The sequence below is a fragment of the Aromatoleum bremense genome, from assembly GCF_017894365.1.
Classification (GTDB): Bacteria; Pseudomonadota; Gammaproteobacteria; order Burkholderiales; family Rhodocyclaceae; genus Aromatoleum; species Aromatoleum bremense.
On the sequence record NZ_CP059467.1, the window covers coordinates 2,969,820 to 2,987,206 of the forward strand.

The window sequence follows — 17,387 nt, forward strand, 5'->3', positions numbered from 1 at the left end:
CGGGGATCAGTCGATCGTCAGGCGCTTGGCCTGTTCGGGTGCCTTCTTCGGCAGGCTCAGTTCGAGCACGCCGTCATTGAACTTCGCGCTCGACTTGCCTTCGTCGATCTCCTGGCCGAGCTGGAAGCTGCGCGACACCTTGCCGAAATAACGCTCGGTGCGCAGGATGCGCTCGCCTTCCTTGACTTCCTTTTCCTGCTTGCGCTCGGCGCTGATCGACACGACCGGGCCATCGATGTGGACGTGGATGTCCTCCTTCTTGATGCCCGGCAACTCGGCGTGCACCTGGTACGCGCTCTCGTCTTCCTTGACGTCGACACGCATCTGCGGCGCTTCGCCCTGGATGCCGGCGGTCATGTCGACGGGACGAACGAAAAACCCGCGCAGCAGATCGTCGAACGGGTCACGACGGATGAGATTGCTCATGCCTTTCTCCTATGCGTCATCATGGGTTTGAACCGCTTACTTAACCAATATAGGTGCGACAGGCGGCTTTTCAAGCTTCCGCCCCCGCGCGGAACGTAATATCTCGTGTCCTGTCCGGAGCATTTCCACATGAGCGATATCACCGAGAGCACGATCGGGAACGACGTGGCCACCAACAATTGCCCGCGTTGCGGCGCCGCCTTTACCTGCGGCATGGAGGCCGGCTTGCCGGCGTGCTGGTGCGCCTCGCTGCCGCCAATGGATGCGATTCCAGACGCGGGGATCGGCTGCTACTGCCCGAACTGCCTGAAGACGCTGCTGCTCGCGGCGGGTGAGCGGCCCGCAGCCCTTTAGCCTGGAGCGTCCGGTTGCTGCGCAGTAAGGCGCGGCAGCATCAGGATCGCGTCGCGGTTGGTCCACGATGACGCTTTCCCGGCGGCTTCTTCAAACGGTAGCCACAGCTGCATGCAGTGTTCGGCGGGCGCGAGCCTGACCGGTCGCGGCGTGGGGACGCAGAGGCTGAACACGTGTTCGGTGTTGTGCGTGACGCCCGGCGCGTAGCGCGCGCGCCAGTCCTTGAGGATTTCGAAACGGTTCGTGTGGTGCCAGTCATGCAGTTGGCCCGAAGACACCGCGAGGCCGGTTTCCTCGTTCACTTCCCGAATTGCCGCCTGCAGCGGCGATTCGTCCGCTTCGAGGCTGCCGGTCACCGATTGCCAGAAGCCGGCGGGAACCACCCGTTCGAGCAGCAGCACCTGGAGCGTCGTAGTGTGGATGACGACGAGGACCGAGATCGGCCGCTTGTACGGTAGTCCCGCCATCACAGGGTGCGAAGGTGCACGATGCCGTTTGCCGTGAGCCCGACGAAAATCCACACCGGGATGCCGTCCGCAGCCCGTTCGCGCGCAGCGTCGTCGAAGGTTTCCAGTGCGGCGATGAAGTCGGCTTCGGCGGCGACGCGGAAACGATCCGCATGTTCGAGGATGATCACGTAGCCGTCCGCCGGGAGCCATGCCATGTCGGCAAGGCAGTCGGCAAGGGCGTCCCAGTTCTGCCCGAACCAGTCCGGAAACTTAAGACCGGCCGCGACCCGGGCGAGAAAATCTCCTTTGTCCGCGCAGCCGGAGAGATCGACCCGCAATACCGGGAAATCAAGCTCGCGCGCGGCGTGGGTGATCGCTTCGGCGCCGCGCTGCGGCAGGTGGTAGACGCCGGCGCGGTCGGGCTGCTGCAGGACGGATACGAGTTCGTTTTCGGGGATCATGGCTGGGGCTGGATTCTCCGGAAACTGCGGTAATGATCATCCGTATAGTAGAACGCGGCGGGCGGATCCCCGCCGGTGACGAGACGCCGTGCGCCGCGATCCCGGGAGCCCGGTGTCGGCACCGTGTATTCACGATAGTAGCCGCGCGGGCGCTGCGGCAAGAGCCGCTCGCGGTTCTGGAACACGACGCCGTCGCGGCGATAAGGAAACGGCCCGCCGCGCTCGATCAGCTGCAGCGTCGCGATCGCCTCGGGCGGCAAGCCCTGCAGTCCGGTAGCGGGCGGTGCGTCGCGCGTGCAGGCAGGCAGCGCCACCAGCGTGGCCGCGAGGAACAGTACGAATCGGAGTGCAAGTCGGCGCATCGGGTCTCCCGTACGTGGCCTCTTCCGGCCTGGAAATCGATGGAGGGGGCTGGGGCGGGCGTCAGGCTTGCGGGCGGACGCCGTATTTTCTCGTCAGTTGCTGCATGAAACCCGTGATCGCCTCGAGGCGCGGATTGGCCGGATCGAGCCTGCGGGTGCGGGCGATCAGGTTGCGGGCCTGGGCGGCGAGACGCTCGTTCCAGCCACGGTTCTCGATGTGGCGCAGCAACGCGAGCGCCGCATTGAACAACACATGCGGGTTGCCGGGCATTTTTTGCACCGCGCTCAGCATTTCCTGCACGGCGCCATCGTAATCGCCGCTCCTGACCTTGTCCGCGCCGGCCGCGATGAGGCCTTTCACTTCAACATGCACCCGTTGTTCGAGTTCTTCGGACATGTCCTCGCGCCCCTTCGCGCGCAGCATCGCCCGCGTCGTCTCGACTGTCCGCTCATCGGCGGAATTGCGCAGGATGTCCATCACCAGCATGCTGCCTTCGGTTTCGAGATCGTGGTCGAGGCAGGCCTTGGCGAGCTCCTGCTTCATCCCGACGGACAGGCTGGAGACGTCCGTGCCGTCCCGGATCGCGGTCTCGAGCGCGGCCTGGGCGCGCGCGGGCGAGCCCGTCTGGTTATGGTACAGGGCTTTCGACAGCGAACTGCACAGCGCCGTCGCCGGCAGTCCATCCATCGACCGTTCGAGATCCCGGATCGTCGATTCGGCCTCGCTGACCCGGCCCTGGCCGAGTTGCGCCCGGACCAGCCGCACGTGGTCTTCCGGGTCGCGAAAATCCGAATATTTGCCTTTGCGCACCACCTCGGCAAGCGTGCGCTCGGCGCTCTGGTGGTCGCCGACCGCGAGCAGGACGTTGCCCAGGTGGCGCAGGCGCCCGATCCTGTGCGGCGACAACGCGACCGCGCTGGCAAGAACGTCGCGGGCCTCGTCGATGCGGCCGCTTTCCTCGCGGGTCCGGGCGAGCCAGTCGTAGGCGTCGATATAGCGGCGGTTCTCGGTGACGAGCGCCGTCAGGATTTCCTCGGCTTCGCGGTATTCCTTCCTCGCGAAAAGCATTTTCGCGAGGCCGAGGCGTGCCCAGGGTATGACCTTCGCAGCGAGGATTTCCCGGTAGAGCTCTTCGGCGGTGTCGGTGTGGCCGAGCGCGCCATGTAGTTCAGCTTCGAGCCGCATGAAGTCGATGCCGTAGCGGGCGTATTCGCTGCGGCCGCTGATGCACGCCTCGATCGCGTCGTGCGTTTCCCCCGCTTCGATCAGCCGATACACCGGGCGAAAGGCCTCGCGCTTTTCGAACGCGCGCACCAGGCGAGAATGGAGTGTGTCGGGGGTGAGCGGCTTGAGAATGTAATCGTTCGGCGCGAGCTCGGCAGCGCTGATGATCCGCTCGTAGTTGCGCTCGCCGGTGATCATGATGAACAGCGTGTCGAGGGGGATGATGTCCCGGGTTCGCAGGTCTTCGAGCAGGTGCTGCCCGTCCTGGCCGTCACCGAGGTTGTATTCGCACAGGACCAGGTCGTAGCGCCGTTCGCGCAGGCGGCTGATCGCCATCCCGGCAGACGGCGCGAAATTGACCGTGGCGATGCCGATGTTGTTGAGCATCGTGCGCAACTGGCCGCGCATGCCCTGGTTGGCTTCGATGATGAGGACGGTGATGCGGTCAAGGTCTGCCATGAGGGTGCGACGAGCTCGTGGAGGGCGCCGGGGAACGGTTCGTGCCGAAGCTTACGGCATCGGGGGCGCGATTTTTAGGCCCTTTCGCCGGTGTCGTTCGTCACGACAAACAAAAAAAGGGGCAGATGGTGTCCCACCCGCCCCGTGTCGCTTCCGGTGTTCGGCGAGGCTCAGGCCTTCGCGACTTCGACCTGGGTTTCGATCTTCTGCCGCAGGCGGATGTGCAGTTCGCGCAGTTGCTTGTCGTCGACTTCGCCCGGCGCGTCGGTCAGCAGGCACTGGGCGCGCTGCGTCTTCGGGAACGCGATGACGTCGCGGATCGACTCCGCGCCGGTCATCAGCGTCACGACGCGATCGAGGCCGAACGCAAGTCCGCCGTGCGGCGGTGCACCGTACTTGAGCGCGTCGAGCAGGAAGCCGAACTTGAGCTGTGCTTCCTCGTCGCCGATGTTGAGCGCGCGGAACACCTTGCTCTGCATGTCGGCGCGATGGATACGCACCGAGCCGCCACCGATCTCCCAGCCGTTGAGCGCGAGGTCGTAGGCTTTCGCGAGGCATTCGCCGGGAGCCGATTCGAGCAGCTCGACGTGCTCGTCCTTGGGCGCGGTGAACGGGTGGTGGCACGCGACCCAGCGCTTGCTCTCGTCGTCGTACTCGAACATCGGGAAATCGACGACCCACACCGGCGTCCAGGCGGCACCGCTGATGTAGCCTTTCTCATGGCCGAGCTTGGTGCGCAGCGCGCCGAGGGCGTCGTTGACGACCTTGGTCTTGTCCGCGCCGAAGAAGATCAGGTCGCCGCTCTGGGCCCCGGTGCGCTCGAGGATCGTGCGCAGCGCCTGCTCGTGCAGGTTCTTGACGATCGGCGACTGCAGGCCTTCGTCGTTCGGCTTGGTGACGTCATTGACCTTGATGTACGCAAGGCCCCGCGCGCCATAGATGCCGACGAACTTGGTGTATTCGTCGATCTCGCCGCGGGTGAGCGCAGCACCGCCCGGCACGCGTAACGCCGCGACGCGCCCGCCGCTCGTCGCCGGGCCGCTGAACACCTTGAACGCGACATCCTGCACCGCGTCGGTGACGTCGGTCAGCTCGAGCGTGACGCGCAGGTCCGGCTTGTCCGAGCCGTAGCGGCGCATCGCTTCGGCATGGGTCATGCGCGGGAACGGATTCGGCAGCTCGACCGCGAGCGCTTCCCTGAACACGTAGCGGATCATGTCTTCCATGATCGCGGTGATCTCGGTCTCGTTGAGGAACGAGGTCTCGATATCGACCTGCGTGAACTCCGGCTGGCGGTCGGCGCGCAGGTCCTCGTCGCGGAAGCACTTGGTGATCTGATAGTAGCGGTCGAAGCCGGCGACCATCAGGAGTTGCTTGAAGAGCTGCGGCGACTGCGGCAGCGCGAAGAACTGGCCCGGATGCACGCGCGACGGCACGAGGTAGTCGCGTGCGCCTTCCGGCGTGCTCTTGGTCAGCATCGGCGTCTCGACGTCGATGAAGCCCTGCGCGTCGAGGAAGCGGCGGAACGCCGTCGCGACCTTGTAGCGCAGCATCAGGTTCTTCTGCATCTGCGGGCGGCGCAGGTCGATGACGCGGTGCGCGAGGCGCACGTTTTCCGACAGGTTGTCGTCATCGAGCTGGAACGGCGGCGTCACCGAAGCATTGAGCACGGCGATGGTGTGGCACAGCACTTCGATTTCACCGGACACGAGGTTCGCATTTTCGGTGCCGGCCGGACGGCGGCGGACCTTGCCGGTCAGCTCGATGACGAACTCGTTGCGGATCGATTCGGCGGTGTGGAACGTCTCGGCGCGGTCGGGATCGCACACCACCTGTACGAGGCCTTCGCGGTCGCGCAGGTCGATGAAGATGACGCCGCCGTGATCGCGGCGGCGATGCACCCAGCCGCACAGCGTGACGGTCTGGTCAAGGTCGGCGGCGGTGACTTGGCCGCAGTAATGGGTTCGCATGGGTTCGGTTCCGGAAACGAAGCGCGGCCGGTGGGGCCGCGGGGTTACTCACTGAGCAGGGCAGGGCGGGGGGGCGCGCTGCGCGCGGGTGGCGCGACCACCCCCATCGAAATGATGTATTTGAGGGCTTCATCGACGCTCATGTCGAGTTCGATGACGTCTTCCTTCGGCATCATCAGGAAAAAACCGGATGTGGGATTCGGCGTCGTCGGCACATAGACGCTGACGTGGTCGCCCTTCAGGTGATTGGCGGCATCCCCGCCCGGCGCGCCGGTGAGAAAGGCGATCGTCCACGATCCATGGCGGGGGTACTGCACCAGCAGGGCTTTGCGAAAAGCCTGGCCGGTGCTGGAAAAGAGGGTGTCGGAGACCTGCTTGACCCCGTAGTACAGCGACTTCACCACCGGAATGCGGGCGAGCAGCGCTTCCCAGTAGCGCACGAGCTTCTGGCCGATGACGTTGGCGGCGACCAAGCCTGTCGCAAGCACGATCAGCAGCCCGACGACGAGGCCCGCGCCCGGAATGTTGAAGCCGATCGCGTTGCGCGGCTGCAGGCCGTTCGGCAGCCACTCGATGATCTGGTCGAGCGTGCCGACGATCCATGCCAGCACCATGAAGGTGATCGACAGCGGGATCCAGATCAGCAATCCGGTGATGAAGTATTTCTTCACGCGCCGCGGCCGTATTCAGCCGGCGTGACAGGCGCACGCTCCGCCGCAGCCGCCGGCAGGAGCGCTCGCGGTTTCGGCTGGCCGGGGCGCCGGTGTGCCGCCGCCCTTGAAGTCCGTCGCATACCAGCCGGTACCCTTGAGCTGGAAGCCCGCGGCCGAAACCTGCTTGACGTAGGTGCCCTGACTGCAGCTCGGGCAGGAAGTGAGCGGTTCGTCGCTCATTTTCTGGAGATGTTCCTTCTGGAACCCGCAACTGTCGCAACGATATTCGTAAATGGGCATGGCAACCTCCGGAAAACAAGCGTGTAAGTCTAACGCAACGCATCATGGGCGAGAAGTGAGCGACAGCGGGACTCGGCCCGCTGTCGCGCCGTAGATGAGGGCGACGCCGTTCGTTTCAAGCCCGCGGGGGGGCGGTCACAGGCTGCCGAGGTACAACTGCGTGAGCGGCTTGCCCCAGAACAGCGCCAGCACGCCGGCAGCGGCGAGATAGGGGCCGAACGGAATCGGCACGTCCCGGCCGTGCCGGGCGAAAACGATCAGGCCGAGGCCGGTGACCGCGCCGACGAGCGACGAGAACAGGATCGTCAACGGCAGCATCTGCCATCCGAGCCACGCCCCGATCGCGGCGAGCAGCTTGAAATCGCCATAGCCCATGCCTTCCTTGCCCGTGGCGAGTTTGAACAGCCAGTACACCGCCCACAGCGCGAGGTAACCGGCGATCGCGCCGACGACGGCCTCCGGGAGTTCGCTGTACGTGCCGTCGAGATTGAAGAGCAGGCCGAGCCACAGCAGCGGGAGGGTAAGATTGTCGGGCAGCAGCTGGGTGTCGAGATCGATGAAGGCGAGCGCGAGCATCGCCCACAGGAAAAGCATTGCGCCGGCGGCCGCGAGGCCGAAGCCGAAGTGCCACGCGGCGTAGCCGGACAGTATCGCGGTGAGCAGTTCGACGACCGGATAGCGGCGGCCGATGGGAGCGCTGCAGTGGCGGCATCGCCCGCGCAGGACGAGATAGCTGACGACCGGGATGTTCTCGAAGGGGGTGATCAGGTGGCCGCAGTGCGGGCAGCGCGAGCGCGGCACCGCGAGATTGTAGGTTTCCTGTTCGGGGAGCGATTCGCCGCGCAATTCGGCGGCTTGGGCGTGCCATTCGCGCTCCATCATGCGCGGCAACCGGTGGATGACGACGTTCAGGAAGCTGCCGACGAAAAGGCCGACGAGCGTCGCGAGCGCGGTGAACAAGAGGGGGTCGTGAAAGAGATCGGGCATCGGGAGTCTTGATTGAATTCGCCCGGCGGCGGTGCGGAAATGCCGGCCCGGGCGGGAGGGAACACTTCAGACGACCTGGCCAAGCTTGAAGATCGGCAGGTACATCGCGACGACGAGACCACCGATGACCACGCCGAGAAACACCATGATGATCGGCTCGAGCAGCGTGGACAGCCCGGCGACGGCGTCGTCGACCTCCTGTTCGAAGAAGTCCGCGACCTTGCCGAGCATCGAGTCGAGCTGTCCGGATTCCTCGCCGATCGACACCATCTGCACGACCATGCTCGGGAACACGCTCGCGTTCTGCATCGCGACCGTGAGGCTGGTGCCGGTGCTGACCTCGGTCTGGATCTGGCGCGTCGCCGTCAGGTAGACGTGGTTGCCCGACGCGCCGCCGACCGAATCGAGCGCTTCGACGAGCGGCACGCCGGCGGCGAACATCGTCGCCAGGGTGCGCGTCCAGCGCGCGATCGTGGCCTTGCGGATGATGGCGCCGACGACCGGCAGCTGCAGCACCGCGCGGTCGACGGCGATCTGCATCGCGTCCGAGCGTTTGTACATCGCACCGATGCCGATCACCGTCGCCGCGATAATGCCGAAGATGATGTACCAGTACGCGACGAAGGCGTCCGATATGCCGATGACCATCAGCGTCGGTGTGGGAAGATCCGCCCCGAAGCTGGTGAACACCTTCTTGAATTCGGGCACGACGAACAGCATGATCACGGTGACGACGATCGCCGCGACGACGACGACCGCGATCGGGTAGAACATCGCCGACTTGATCTTGCCCTTGATCGCGAGAACCTTTTCCTTGTAGGTCGCGATGCGGTCCAGCAGGCCGTCGAGAATCCCCGCCTGCTCGCCGGCGGCGACGAGATTGCAGAACAGCTTGTCGAAATAGAGCGGATGCTTGCTGAATGCCTGCGACAGGCTCGATCCGGTCTCGACGTCGGTGCGCACCTCGTTCAGCAGTCGCGCGAGGCTCGGATTGCCGGAACCCTTGATGCCGATGTCGAACGCCTGCAGCAGCGGCACGCCGGATTTCATCATCGTCGCGAGTTGCCGGGTGAAGAGCGCGATGTCCTTGTCGGTAATCTTGTGACCGCGTGACATCTTCTGCTTCTTGACCTTGCTCACCAGCACGCCCTGGCGGCGAAGTGTCGCCTGCACGAGCGACGGGCCGCCGGCGCGCATCTCCCCGCGCACGAGCTTGCCGTTCTTGTCCTTGCCTTCCCAGCTGTAGAGCGTTTCCCTGGACCGCGCAGGTGCCGCGCGTCCGGCTCGCGTTGTCGTCGCCATGAGGCTTGTGCGTTCCCTAATCGTTGGTGGAAGCGAGTACTTCTTCGAGCGATGTGACGCCCTGCCTGACCTTCAGCAGTCCGGACCGGCGCAGATCCTTGACGCCTTCGCGCTGGGCCTGCGCCGCGATGTCCATCGAGTTGCCGTTGGTCATGATGATGTGCGCGATCTCGTCGGTGATCGGCATGACCTGGTAGATCCCGAGCCGCCCCTTGTAGCCGCTGCCCTTGCAGCGCTCGCACCCCACCGGGCCGTACGGCTGCCAGCTGCCGTCGAGTTCGTCGGCGGGAAAACCCGCCTGCAGCAGCGCTTCGATCGGGATGTCGACCGGCTGCTTGCACGTGCACAGGCGTCGCGCAAGCCGTTGGGCGGTGATCAGGATCACCGACGAGGCGATGTTGAATGGCGCCACGCCCATGTTTTTCAGGCGCTCGAGCGTCGTTGGCGCGTCATTGGTGTGCAGCGTCGACAGCACCAGGTGGCCGGTCTGTGCGGCCTTGATCGAAATCTCGGCGGTTTCAAGGTCGCGGATTTCGCCGACCATGATGATGTCCGGATCCTGCCGCAGAAAGGCCCGCAGCGATGCGGCGAAAGTCAGCCCGGCCTTGTCGTTGACGTTGACCTGGTTGATCCCGGACAAATTGATTTCAGCCGGGTCTTCGGCCGTGGAGATATTCACGCCGGCCTTGTTGAGCAGGTTCAGGCAGGTATAGAGCGACACCGTCTTGCCGGAACCTGTCGGCCCGGTCACGAGGATCATGCCGTAGGGCCGCTCGATCGCGTCGAGCAGGATTTTCTTCTGTTCCGGTTCGTAGCCCAGCGCATCGACGCCGAGCATCGCCGACGAGGCGTCGAGAATCCGCATCACGATCTTTTCGCCATGCAGCGTCGGCAGCGACGAGACGCGAAAGTCGATCGACTTGTTCTTCGACAGCACGAGCTTCATCCGGCCGTCCTGGGGGACGCGCTTTTCCGAGATGTCGAGGCGCGAGATGACCTTGATCCGGGCGGCGATCTTTTCCTTCAGGATCAGCGGTGGCTGGGCGATTTCGCGCAGCACGCCGTCGGTGCGCACGCGGATGCGGTAATACTTCTCGTAGGGCTCGAAGTGGATGTCGGAAGCGCCTTCGTTGATCGCGTCGATCAGCACTTTCTGAATGAACTTGACGACCGGCGCGTCATCGACTTCCTGCGTGTCCTCGCTCGACGCTTCACCGGGACCTTCCTGCTGCTGCAGGAGATCCATGTCGAACTCTTCGCCGGTGAGCTCCCTCAGCGTCTGTTCGGCCGTTTCGGCGAGGGACTCGGCCAGGCGCGCGAGCCGGTCCGCTTCGACGATGACGAGGTCCACCTGAAGTCCGGTCTGGAAACGGATCTCGTCGAGCGCGCGCATGTTCGACGGGTCGGCGGCGGCGACCGTCAGCCGGTTCTGCCGCTTGCCGAGTGCGACGATCTGGTGCTTGCTCATCAGCTTGCGGTCGATCGCATCGCGGGGAATGCTCGCGCTGTCGACGGCTGCGATGTCGAGCAGCGGATAACCGAATGTTTCGGCGGCGAACCAGGCGACCGCCCGGTTCGTCATCAGTTTGCGCTGGGCAAGCTCGAGGATAAATCCGTTCGGCACGCTGGCAGCGCCTGCCGTGCACGACATGGCGTCGGCTTCGGACAGTCGGCCGTGCTGGATCATCGCTCGTGCGAGGCCGCTGAGCGCGGCGGGGGAGGCTGCTGCTGCCATGTGCCGCTCTTAACTGACGGACGTCCGATGTTGCATGCCGGTCTGCTGCTTGTAAAGATTTGCAACGTCCGGCGGCCGGCGGGAGCGGAGATGCCGGTGGTGCAGTGGCAGCGAGTTCAATTTGCTCGGCCGAGGAGAACCTCGAGAACGAAGCGGCTGCCGACATAGGCCAGCACCAGCATGAAGAAGCCCGCCAGGGTCCAGCGCAGCGCGACGCGGCCGCGCCAGCCGCGCACCCAACGTCCGACGAGCAGCGCGCCGAACAACAGCCACGAGATGATCGCGAAAACCGTCTTGTGGTCGAGCCGGAAAGGCTGGCCGAACAGCGCTTCGGAGAACACGACTCCGGAACTGACCGTCAGCGTCAGCAGGATGAAGGCGATGCCGATCAGGCGGAACAGCAGCGTTTCCATTGTCAAAAGCGGCGGGAGGTTGGAGAGCGTGCGCGTCAGGCGACCACTGTGCAGCTGCCGCTCCGCAATCGCCATCAGCGTCGCGTGCAGCGCCGCGAGCGTGAACAGGCTGTAGGCGAGCATCGCGATGATGAAGTGCGCTCGAAACATGGCCGACCCGGCGTTGGCAAGGATGTGCTCGCCCGGGAAAAGCAGGGCCAGCAAGTTGCCGGCAAGCCCCGCCGGAATGACCATCGCATGGAGTCCGTGGAGGCGGGCATAAAATGTTTCGACCCAGTAGAAGCATACTGCGAGCCACACGACCAGCGATACGGCCAGCCCGAACCCGAAATGCATCGCCTCGCCGGGGAACAGCGCCCCGCGCAGCGCCAGGCCGTGGGCCACCAGCGCGCCCAGCAGGATCACGCGCTCCGCCCTCGACATGCCTTCCCGGGGTTTCGCCGCCGGCATCTGCTGGTGGCGCCACAGCCAGATGCCGAGGATCGCGTACAGCGAGGCGGCCAGTAGATGAAGTAGAATCGTCTGCATAGATTTTTATAGTTTACTCCATGGGCGAGGGCCCCAGCCAACATGCTCGACAATCTCACTCAGCGTCTGTCGAAGGTCGTCAAGACCTTGCGCGGGCAAGCCCGGCTTACCGAGGACAATATCCAGGAAGCGATGCGCGAAGTCCGTCTCGCGCTACTCGAAGCGGACGTCGCGCTGCCGGTGGTCAAGGACTTCGTCGCCCGCGTCCGCGAAAAGGCGGTGGGCCAGGAAGTCATCGGTTCCCTCACGCCGGGCCAGGCGCTGGTCGGTGTCGTCCATGACGAACTCAAGACGCTGATGGGAGGCGCCCATATCGGGTTGAACCTCGCGACGCAGCCCCCGGCAGTGGTCCTGATGGCCGGCCTGCAGGGCGCTGGTAAGACCACGACCACCGGCAAGCTCGGCAAGTTGCTGCACGAGCGGATGAAGAAAAAGGTGCTGGCGGTTTCGGCCGACGTGTACCGCCCGGCGGCGATAGAGCAGTTGAAGGCGGTGTCCGCGCAGGCGGGAATCGACTTCTTCCCGTCGACGCCGGACCAGAAGCCGGTCGATATCGCGCTCGCGGCGATCGATCACGCGCGTCGCCATTATTACGACGTGGTGCTGCTCGATACCGCCGGTCGCCTGGCGATCGACGCGGCGATGATGGACGAGATCAAGGCGCTGCACGCGGCCGCCAGACCGATCGAGACGCTGTTCGTCGTCGATGCGATGCTCGGCCAGGACGCGGTGAATACCGCGCGCGCGTTCAACGAGGCCTTGCCGCTGACCGGCATCGTGTTGACGAAGCTCGACGGCGACGCGCGCGGCGGCGCCGCGCTGTCGGTGCGGCACGTCACGGGGAAACCGCTGAAATTCGCCGGCGTCGGGGAGAAACTCAGCGGGCTCGAAGAGTTCCATCCCGAGCGGATGGCGAGCCGCATCCTCGGCATGGGAGACATCCTCGGCCTCGTCGAGGACGCACGTCGTGGGGTCGATGAGGACCAAGCGCGCGCCTTCGCCCAGAAGCTCAAGACCGGCAAGGGCTTCGATCTCAACGACTTCAAGGAACAGATCGCGCAGATGCGCAAGATGGGCGGTCTGTCGTCGATGATGGAAAAGCTGCCGGCGCAGTTTGCGCAGGCCGCCGGCAAGCTGCAGGGCGGGGGGGAGGAAAAGGCGATCGGCCGTATCGAAGGCATCATCAACTCGATGACCGCGGCCGAACGTGCGAAGCCGGAGATCCTCAAGGCGAGCCGCAAGCGGCGCATCGCCGCGGGCGCCGGGGTCACCGTCCAGGAAGTCAACCGCCTGCTGAACCAGTTCGAGCAGACGCAGAAGATGATGAAGCAATTCTCCAAGGGTGGCATGCAGAAGATGATGCGGGGCATGAAAGGTATGCTGCCCGGCATGATGCGGTGAGCCGGCCGGACGCGCCATGAGAGACATCCTGATTGCCTTCGGCCGCGCGCTGCGCAGCCTTACACGCCGCGGCGTGCTGGTGCATCTGCTGTGGCCGAGCGTCGTCGCGCTGCTCCTGTGGATTCTGGCCGCGGTCTTCCTGTGGACGCCGGTCGTCGAAGGCATCATGGCGTGGATCGACAGCTGGACATTCGCGCGCGACTGGCTGACCGGTTCCGAAATCGGTGCCGCGACGGTGCTGACCCTGGTGAAGATCGCGCTGGTGCTCGCGTTGCTGCCGCTGGTCTATGTGACGGCCGCGCTGCTGGTCGCGGTGTTTGCTTTGCCGATGATCCTCGAGCGCGTGGCGACGCGGGATTACGCCGATATCGAGCGGCGAAAGGGCGGCTCAAATCTGGGCAGCGCATGGAATGCGCTGGTCGCCGGGATGCTGTTCCTGCTCGGCCTGCTTGTTTCGCTGCCGTTCTGGCTGATCCCCGGCGTCGGCATCGTGATTTCGCTGGTGCTGACCGCGTGGCTCAACCAGCGCGCGTTCGGTTACGACGCGCTGATGCTGCACGCCGACCGCGAGGAACTGGCACGACTGCCGCGGGTGCTGCGCCCGCCGATGCTGCTGCTCGGCGGCGGCTGCGCGCTGCTGGCGTATGTGCCGTTGGTCAATCTGCTGGCTCCGGCGTTCTGCGGCTTGGCTTTCGTGCATTTCATGCTCGAATCCTTGCGCCGCGAACGCATCGCGCGCGGTGTCACGGTGCTCGACGCACTGCCCGGTGCTCCGTCCTAGGGACCCTGCAATGGTTTTCGGCGCACTCATCATCGGAGACGAGATCCTGTCGGGCCGACGGGCCGACAAGCATCTGCCCAGGCTCATCGAACTGCTGGGCGTTCGCGGGCTCAAGCTCGGGTGGGCGCGGTATGCCGGCGACGACGCGCCGCGCCTCGTCGAGACACTGCGCCAGACTTTCGCGAGCGGCGACATCGTGTTCAGCTTCGGCGGTATCGGCGCGACGCCGGACGATCGCACGCGGCAATCGGCCGCGGCGGCGCTGGGTGTGGATCTGGCGTTGCATCCGCAAGCCGAGGTGCTGATACGCGAGCGGTTCGGCAACGAGATCAACGCGCACCGGCTGCAGATGGGAATGTTTCCGGTGGGGGCCGAAATCGTGCCGAATTCCTATAACCGCATCCCGGGGTTTTCGATTCGGAACCACTTTTTCGTACCCGGATTTCCCGTCATGGCGTGGCCGATGGTCGAATGGGTGCTCGATACGCGGTTTCACGCGCTGCATCATGCTGACGACTACGTCGAGGAAGCCATCACGGTATGGGATGCGTATGAGGGCCAGCTCGTCGACCTGATGGAAGCCGTTACAGCGCACTATCCGGATGCGACGCTGTTCAGCCTGCCGACGGTTGCCGCCCCGGGCGAGCGGCGTTCGATCGAGCTCGGCATGAAAGGTGCTGCCGCATGCGTTGCCGCCGCGATGGCGCAAATCCGGCTGGAAGTGGCTGCGCGCGGCTACGAGTGGCAGGACAAGCGTTGAAACTGCCATCGTTGCGTCGTCCTGCCGCGACCGAGGAACGGCGCGTGATCCAACTGGCGGGGCAGGACGTGTCCTATGTGCTGCGCCGCTCGGTGCGGCGCACCTTCGCCTTGCAGATCGATCATCGTGGCGTGAAGGTCGCGGTGCCGCGGCCGGCGCGTGAGGCGGATGTCGAACGTTTCATCATTGGGCACCAGGACTGGCTGCTCGGCAAGATCGCGGCCCGTCAGGCACAGTCCGGGCCGCCGCCGTTCGAGCCGGTCGACGGCGCGTGCCTGCCGGTTCTGGGCGAAAGCTGTTGCCTGCGTGTCGGCGAACCCGGGCGCTCGTCGCACTGGCGACGAAGTCCCGATGGCACGGAAGAACTCGTCCTCGGGAAGACGCGTGATCCGCGCGGCGCGATCACTGGCGCGTTGCGCAAGCGTGCGTTGCCGTGGTTTGCCGAACGCGTGGCCGCATACTGCCTCAGGCTTGGGCGCAACACGCCGCCCGTCCGGCTATCGTCGGCGAGAACGCGCTGGGGCAGCTGCAGTTCGGTCAGCGGCATTCGCCTGCACTGGCGGTTGATCCATCTGCCTCCCGAACTCATCGACTACGTCGTCGCCCACGAGGTGGCGCATCTGGTTGAAATGAATCACTCGCCGCGATTCTGGGCCGTGGTCGCGCAGCTTTATCCCGACTGGAAAACGGCTCGCACCCGGCTGCGGGCGGCCGGACAAACGCTGCCCCTCATCGAGCCCGGAAGCCGCGACGAAACCCTGAACGAAGACTGAGGACTGCCGATGCGAATTCTTCACACAATGCTACGAGTTGGCGATCTGGACCGTTCGATCGCTTTCTATACCGAAGTTCTCGGCATGCGCCTGCTGCGGCGCCAGGACTATCCGGAAGGAAAATTCACGCTCGCCTTTGTCGGCTATGGGGATGAGGCCGACAGCGCGGTGATCGAGCTCACGCATAACTGGGAGGTGTCGGCCTATGACCTCGGCAACGGATTCGGCCACATCGCGCTGGCTGTCCCCGATGCCCGGCGGGCCTGCGACGACATTCGTGCGCGCGGTGGCAAGGTCGTGCGCGAGGCCGGCCCGATGAAGCATGGCAACACGGTGATCGCCTTCGTCGAGGATCCGGATGGCTACAAGATCGAACTGATCCAGCGCGGCTGAACCGCCCGCCTCAGCCCCCGCGGCGGGTTGCCGCCATCGTTTCCTCGTCGAGTGCTCCGCCGCAGCTCGACCCCTGTCCGGCCGTGCCTCCGTAGCAGTGGTCGGCCACGCGCATCGGTCGTCCTGCAAGGGCGGCCGCCGTGGCCGAGGTGATGTGCTGCCGATCGTCCGCGCTGTCGGCGATCGGTAGCCCCAGTTGCTTTCACTGCAGCTCCGCGCGCCATGGCATCTCACCTCGATCGACCGGAACGGACTCGGCAGCGATCGGCAGTTGAAGAGGCGGAAGGTTTCGACCATCCTTAAGACGTTGGCGGCAGCCATATGCTTCTCCCGGCGACTGCGTGGGCGGAACTCTTCCACCGTCCGGGGGTGTCCACGCTTGCAGCATGCGTGACAGGTAACGGAGCGCAAGTGACAGGAAGCTTCCCATGTCCGATCCGACATCAAGCGAACGCCGTGAACATAATGCCAGCGAGGAATCCCACCTCCACCAGATGCTGGTGGAACTGCTGGAGAAAGCTGACGTGCACATCGGCGGCAGTCGTCCCTGGGATATCCGCGTATTCGACGGAAAGGTTCCCGAGCGGGTTTTTTCGATGGGCAACGTGGGTCTCGGCGAGGCCTACATGGATGGCCACTGGGAAGCCGACCGGCTCGACGAGTTCTTCAGCCATATCCTGCGCGCCCACCTGGACCGGAAAGTGCAGCCGCTGCGCCTGGCGTTCCATGCGTTGCGCACACGCCTGCTCAACCGGCAAAGTCTGAAGCGGGCCTGGCGAGTGGGCGAGGCGCATTACGATCTCGGCAACGATTTCTACGCGGCGATGCTCGATCCGCGCATGACCTACAGTTGCGCCTACTGGGAGGGTGCGAGCGACCTCGCACAGGCGCAGGAAGCCAAGCTTGACCTCATCTGCCGCAAGCTCGGCCTCGAACCCGGCATGCGGCTGCTCGACATCGGGTGTGGCTGGGGCAGCCTGATGGGGTATGCTGCCGAGCGCTACGGGGTCGATTGTGTGGGGATCACCGTGTCGAAGGAGCAGGCCGCGTGGGCGCAGCAGCGCTACGCCGGCTTGCCGCTGGAGTTTCGCCTGCAGGACTACCGTTCCGTCAACGAGCGCTTCGACCGCATCGCCAGCGTCGGCATGTTCGAGCACGTCGGGCGCAAGAACCACCACACCTTCATGGAAGTCGCGCGACGTTGTCTCGCCGACGACGGATTGTTCCTGCTTCACACAATCGGTAAGAACCAGCGCGACCTGGTCTCCGACGCCTGGATCGACAAATACATTTTCCCCAACGGCGAGCTTCCGTCGGTCGGCCAGATCGGCGACGCAGTCGACGATCTCTTCATCGTAGAGGACCTGCACAACTTCGGCGCCGACTATGACAGGACGCTCATGGCGTGGTATGGCAACTTCGAAGCCGCGTGGCCACGCTTCAGGGACCGACTCGGCGAGCGCTTCCGCCGCATGTGGCGTTACTACCTCCTGTCCTGCGCCGGCGCATTCCGTGCCCGCGACATACAACTATGGCAGTGGGTATTTTCGCCGGAAGGCATCCCCGGAGGGTACCGGCGCCCCGGCAACAATCCGGCGGCAGGGGCGGCGCCTGAAAGCTGAAAAATGCATCGACGCGCGGATCCGCGACGGTAA

20 protein-coding genes are annotated in these 17,387 nt (G+C 64.9%); 7 read left to right on the forward strand and 13 right to left on the reverse strand.

Annotated features, from left to right (window positions below; genetic code table 11):
- Positions 1–6: 6 nt before the first annotated feature.
- Entirely contained in the window at positions 7–426 is a 420-nt protein-coding gene (locus pbN1_RS13885) for an Hsp20/alpha crystallin family protein (RefSeq protein WP_169204222.1), read from the reverse strand.
- Between the two features lie 129 nt (positions 427–555).
- Between pbN1_RS13885 and pbN1_RS13890 the strand changes: the two genes are divergently transcribed.
- On the forward strand, positions 556–780 hold the full coding sequence (locus tag pbN1_RS13890) for a cysteine-rich CWC family protein (protein WP_169204223.1): 225 nt from the start codon (positions 556–558) through the stop codon (positions 778–780).
- Here pbN1_RS13890 and nudB read toward each other — a convergent pair.
- The 11 genes from nudB to pbN1_RS13945 all read right to left on the reverse strand — a co-directional run bounded on the left by nudB (position 777) and on the right by pbN1_RS13945 (position 11,624).
- On the reverse strand, positions 777–1,247 hold the full coding sequence (nudB, locus tag pbN1_RS13895) for a dihydroneopterin triphosphate diphosphatase (RefSeq protein ID WP_169204224.1): 471 nt from the start codon (positions 1,245–1,247) through the stop codon (positions 777–779). The genes pbN1_RS13890 and nudB overlap by 4 nt on opposite strands.
- Entirely contained in the window at positions 1,247–1,690 is a 444-nt protein-coding gene (locus pbN1_RS13900) for a barstar family protein (protein ID WP_169204225.1), read from the reverse strand. The genes nudB and pbN1_RS13900 overlap by 1 nt, the downstream gene beginning before the upstream one ends.
- Positions 1,687–2,052, reverse strand: coding sequence for a guanyl-specific ribonuclease (locus pbN1_RS13905; RefSeq protein ID WP_169204226.1), 366 nt, complete (start codon positions 2,050–2,052; stop codon positions 1,687–1,689). The genes pbN1_RS13900 and pbN1_RS13905 overlap by 4 nt, the downstream gene beginning before the upstream one ends.
- A gap of 61 nt (positions 2,053–2,113) precedes the next feature.
- On the reverse strand, positions 2,114–3,736 hold the full coding sequence (locus pbN1_RS13910) for a tetratricopeptide repeat-containing response regulator (protein WP_169204227.1): 1,623 nt from the start codon (positions 3,734–3,736) through the stop codon (positions 2,114–2,116).
- Between the two features lie 170 nt (positions 3,737–3,906).
- Positions 3,907–5,706, reverse strand: coding sequence for an aspartate--tRNA ligase (gene aspS, locus pbN1_RS13915; protein WP_169204228.1), 1,800 nt, complete (start codon positions 5,704–5,706; stop codon positions 3,907–3,909).
- 44 nt (positions 5,707–5,750) lie between these two features.
- Positions 5,751–6,377 carry a DUF502 domain-containing protein gene (locus pbN1_RS13920; RefSeq protein ID WP_210147510.1) on the reverse strand — a complete coding sequence of 209 codons (627 nt, stop codon included), beginning with the start codon at positions 6,375–6,377 and terminating at the stop codon, positions 5,751–5,753.
- Between the two features lie 15 nt (positions 6,378–6,392).
- Positions 6,393–6,659, reverse strand: coding sequence for an FmdB family zinc ribbon protein (locus pbN1_RS13925; RefSeq protein ID WP_169203342.1), 267 nt, complete (start codon positions 6,657–6,659; stop codon positions 6,393–6,395).
- 135 nt (positions 6,660–6,794) lie between these two features.
- On the reverse strand, positions 6,795–7,646 hold the full coding sequence (locus pbN1_RS13930; protein WP_169203341.1) for a prepilin peptidase: 852 nt from the start codon (positions 7,644–7,646) through the stop codon (positions 6,795–6,797).
- 66 nt (positions 7,647–7,712) lie between these two features.
- Complete coding sequence (locus pbN1_RS13935) at positions 7,713–8,948, reverse strand: type II secretion system F family protein (RefSeq protein WP_169203340.1); 1,236 nt, start codon at positions 8,946–8,948, stop codon at positions 7,713–7,715.
- A gap of 16 nt (positions 8,949–8,964) precedes the next feature.
- Entirely contained in the window at positions 8,965–10,683 is a 1,719-nt protein-coding gene (pilB, locus tag pbN1_RS13940; protein ID WP_169203339.1) for a type IV-A pilus assembly ATPase PilB, read from the reverse strand.
- A 116-nt stretch (positions 10,684–10,799) separates the two neighbouring features.
- A complete protein-coding gene (locus tag pbN1_RS13945; RefSeq protein WP_169203338.1) occupies positions 10,800–11,624 on the reverse strand; it encodes a cytochrome C assembly family protein in 825 nt (274 codons plus the stop codon).
- A 42-nt stretch (positions 11,625–11,666) separates the two neighbouring features.
- On the opposite strand from pbN1_RS13945, the gene ffh reads away from it, so the two are divergent.
- Genes ffh through gloA form a run of 5 tightly spaced genes read left to right on the forward strand, consistent with a single transcriptional unit; the run spans position 11,667 to position 15,732 of the window.
- Positions 11,667–13,025, forward strand: coding sequence for a signal recognition particle protein (ffh, locus tag pbN1_RS13950; protein ID WP_169203337.1), 1,359 nt, complete (start codon positions 11,667–11,669; stop codon positions 13,023–13,025).
- Positions 13,026–13,041: 16 nt separating this feature from the next.
- A complete protein-coding gene (locus tag pbN1_RS13955) occupies positions 13,042–13,806 on the forward strand; it encodes an EI24 domain-containing protein (protein WP_169203336.1) in 765 nt (254 codons plus the stop codon).
- Between the two features lie 10 nt (positions 13,807–13,816).
- Positions 13,817–14,566 (forward strand): competence/damage-inducible protein A, encoded by a 750-nt coding sequence (locus pbN1_RS13960; protein ID WP_169203335.1) that lies wholly within the window; start codon positions 13,817–13,819, stop codon positions 14,564–14,566.
- Positions 14,567–14,613: 47 nt separating this feature from the next.
- Positions 14,614–15,339, forward strand: coding sequence for a M48 family metallopeptidase (locus tag pbN1_RS13965; RefSeq protein ID WP_244857262.1), 726 nt, complete (start codon positions 14,614–14,616; stop codon positions 15,337–15,339).
- A gap of 9 nt (positions 15,340–15,348) precedes the next feature.
- Positions 15,349–15,732 (forward strand): lactoylglutathione lyase, encoded by a 384-nt coding sequence (gene gloA, locus pbN1_RS13970; RefSeq protein WP_169119492.1) that lies wholly within the window; start codon positions 15,349–15,351, stop codon positions 15,730–15,732.
- A gap of 10 nt (positions 15,733–15,742) precedes the next feature.
- On the opposite strand, the gene pbN1_RS20965 is transcribed toward gloA, so the two are convergent.
- Positions 15,743–15,928, reverse strand: a complete 186-nt coding sequence (locus tag pbN1_RS20965) for a DUF3641 domain-containing protein (RefSeq protein WP_248279804.1) — start codon at positions 15,926–15,928, stop codon at positions 15,743–15,745.
- 232 nt (positions 15,929–16,160) lie between these two features.
- On the opposite strand from pbN1_RS20965, the gene cfa reads away from it, so the two are divergent.
- On the forward strand, positions 16,161–17,354 hold the full coding sequence (cfa, locus tag pbN1_RS13980; protein WP_169203334.1) for a cyclopropane fatty acyl phospholipid synthase: 1,194 nt from the start codon (positions 16,161–16,163) through the stop codon (positions 17,352–17,354).
- Positions 17,355–17,387 lie beyond the last annotated feature (33 nt).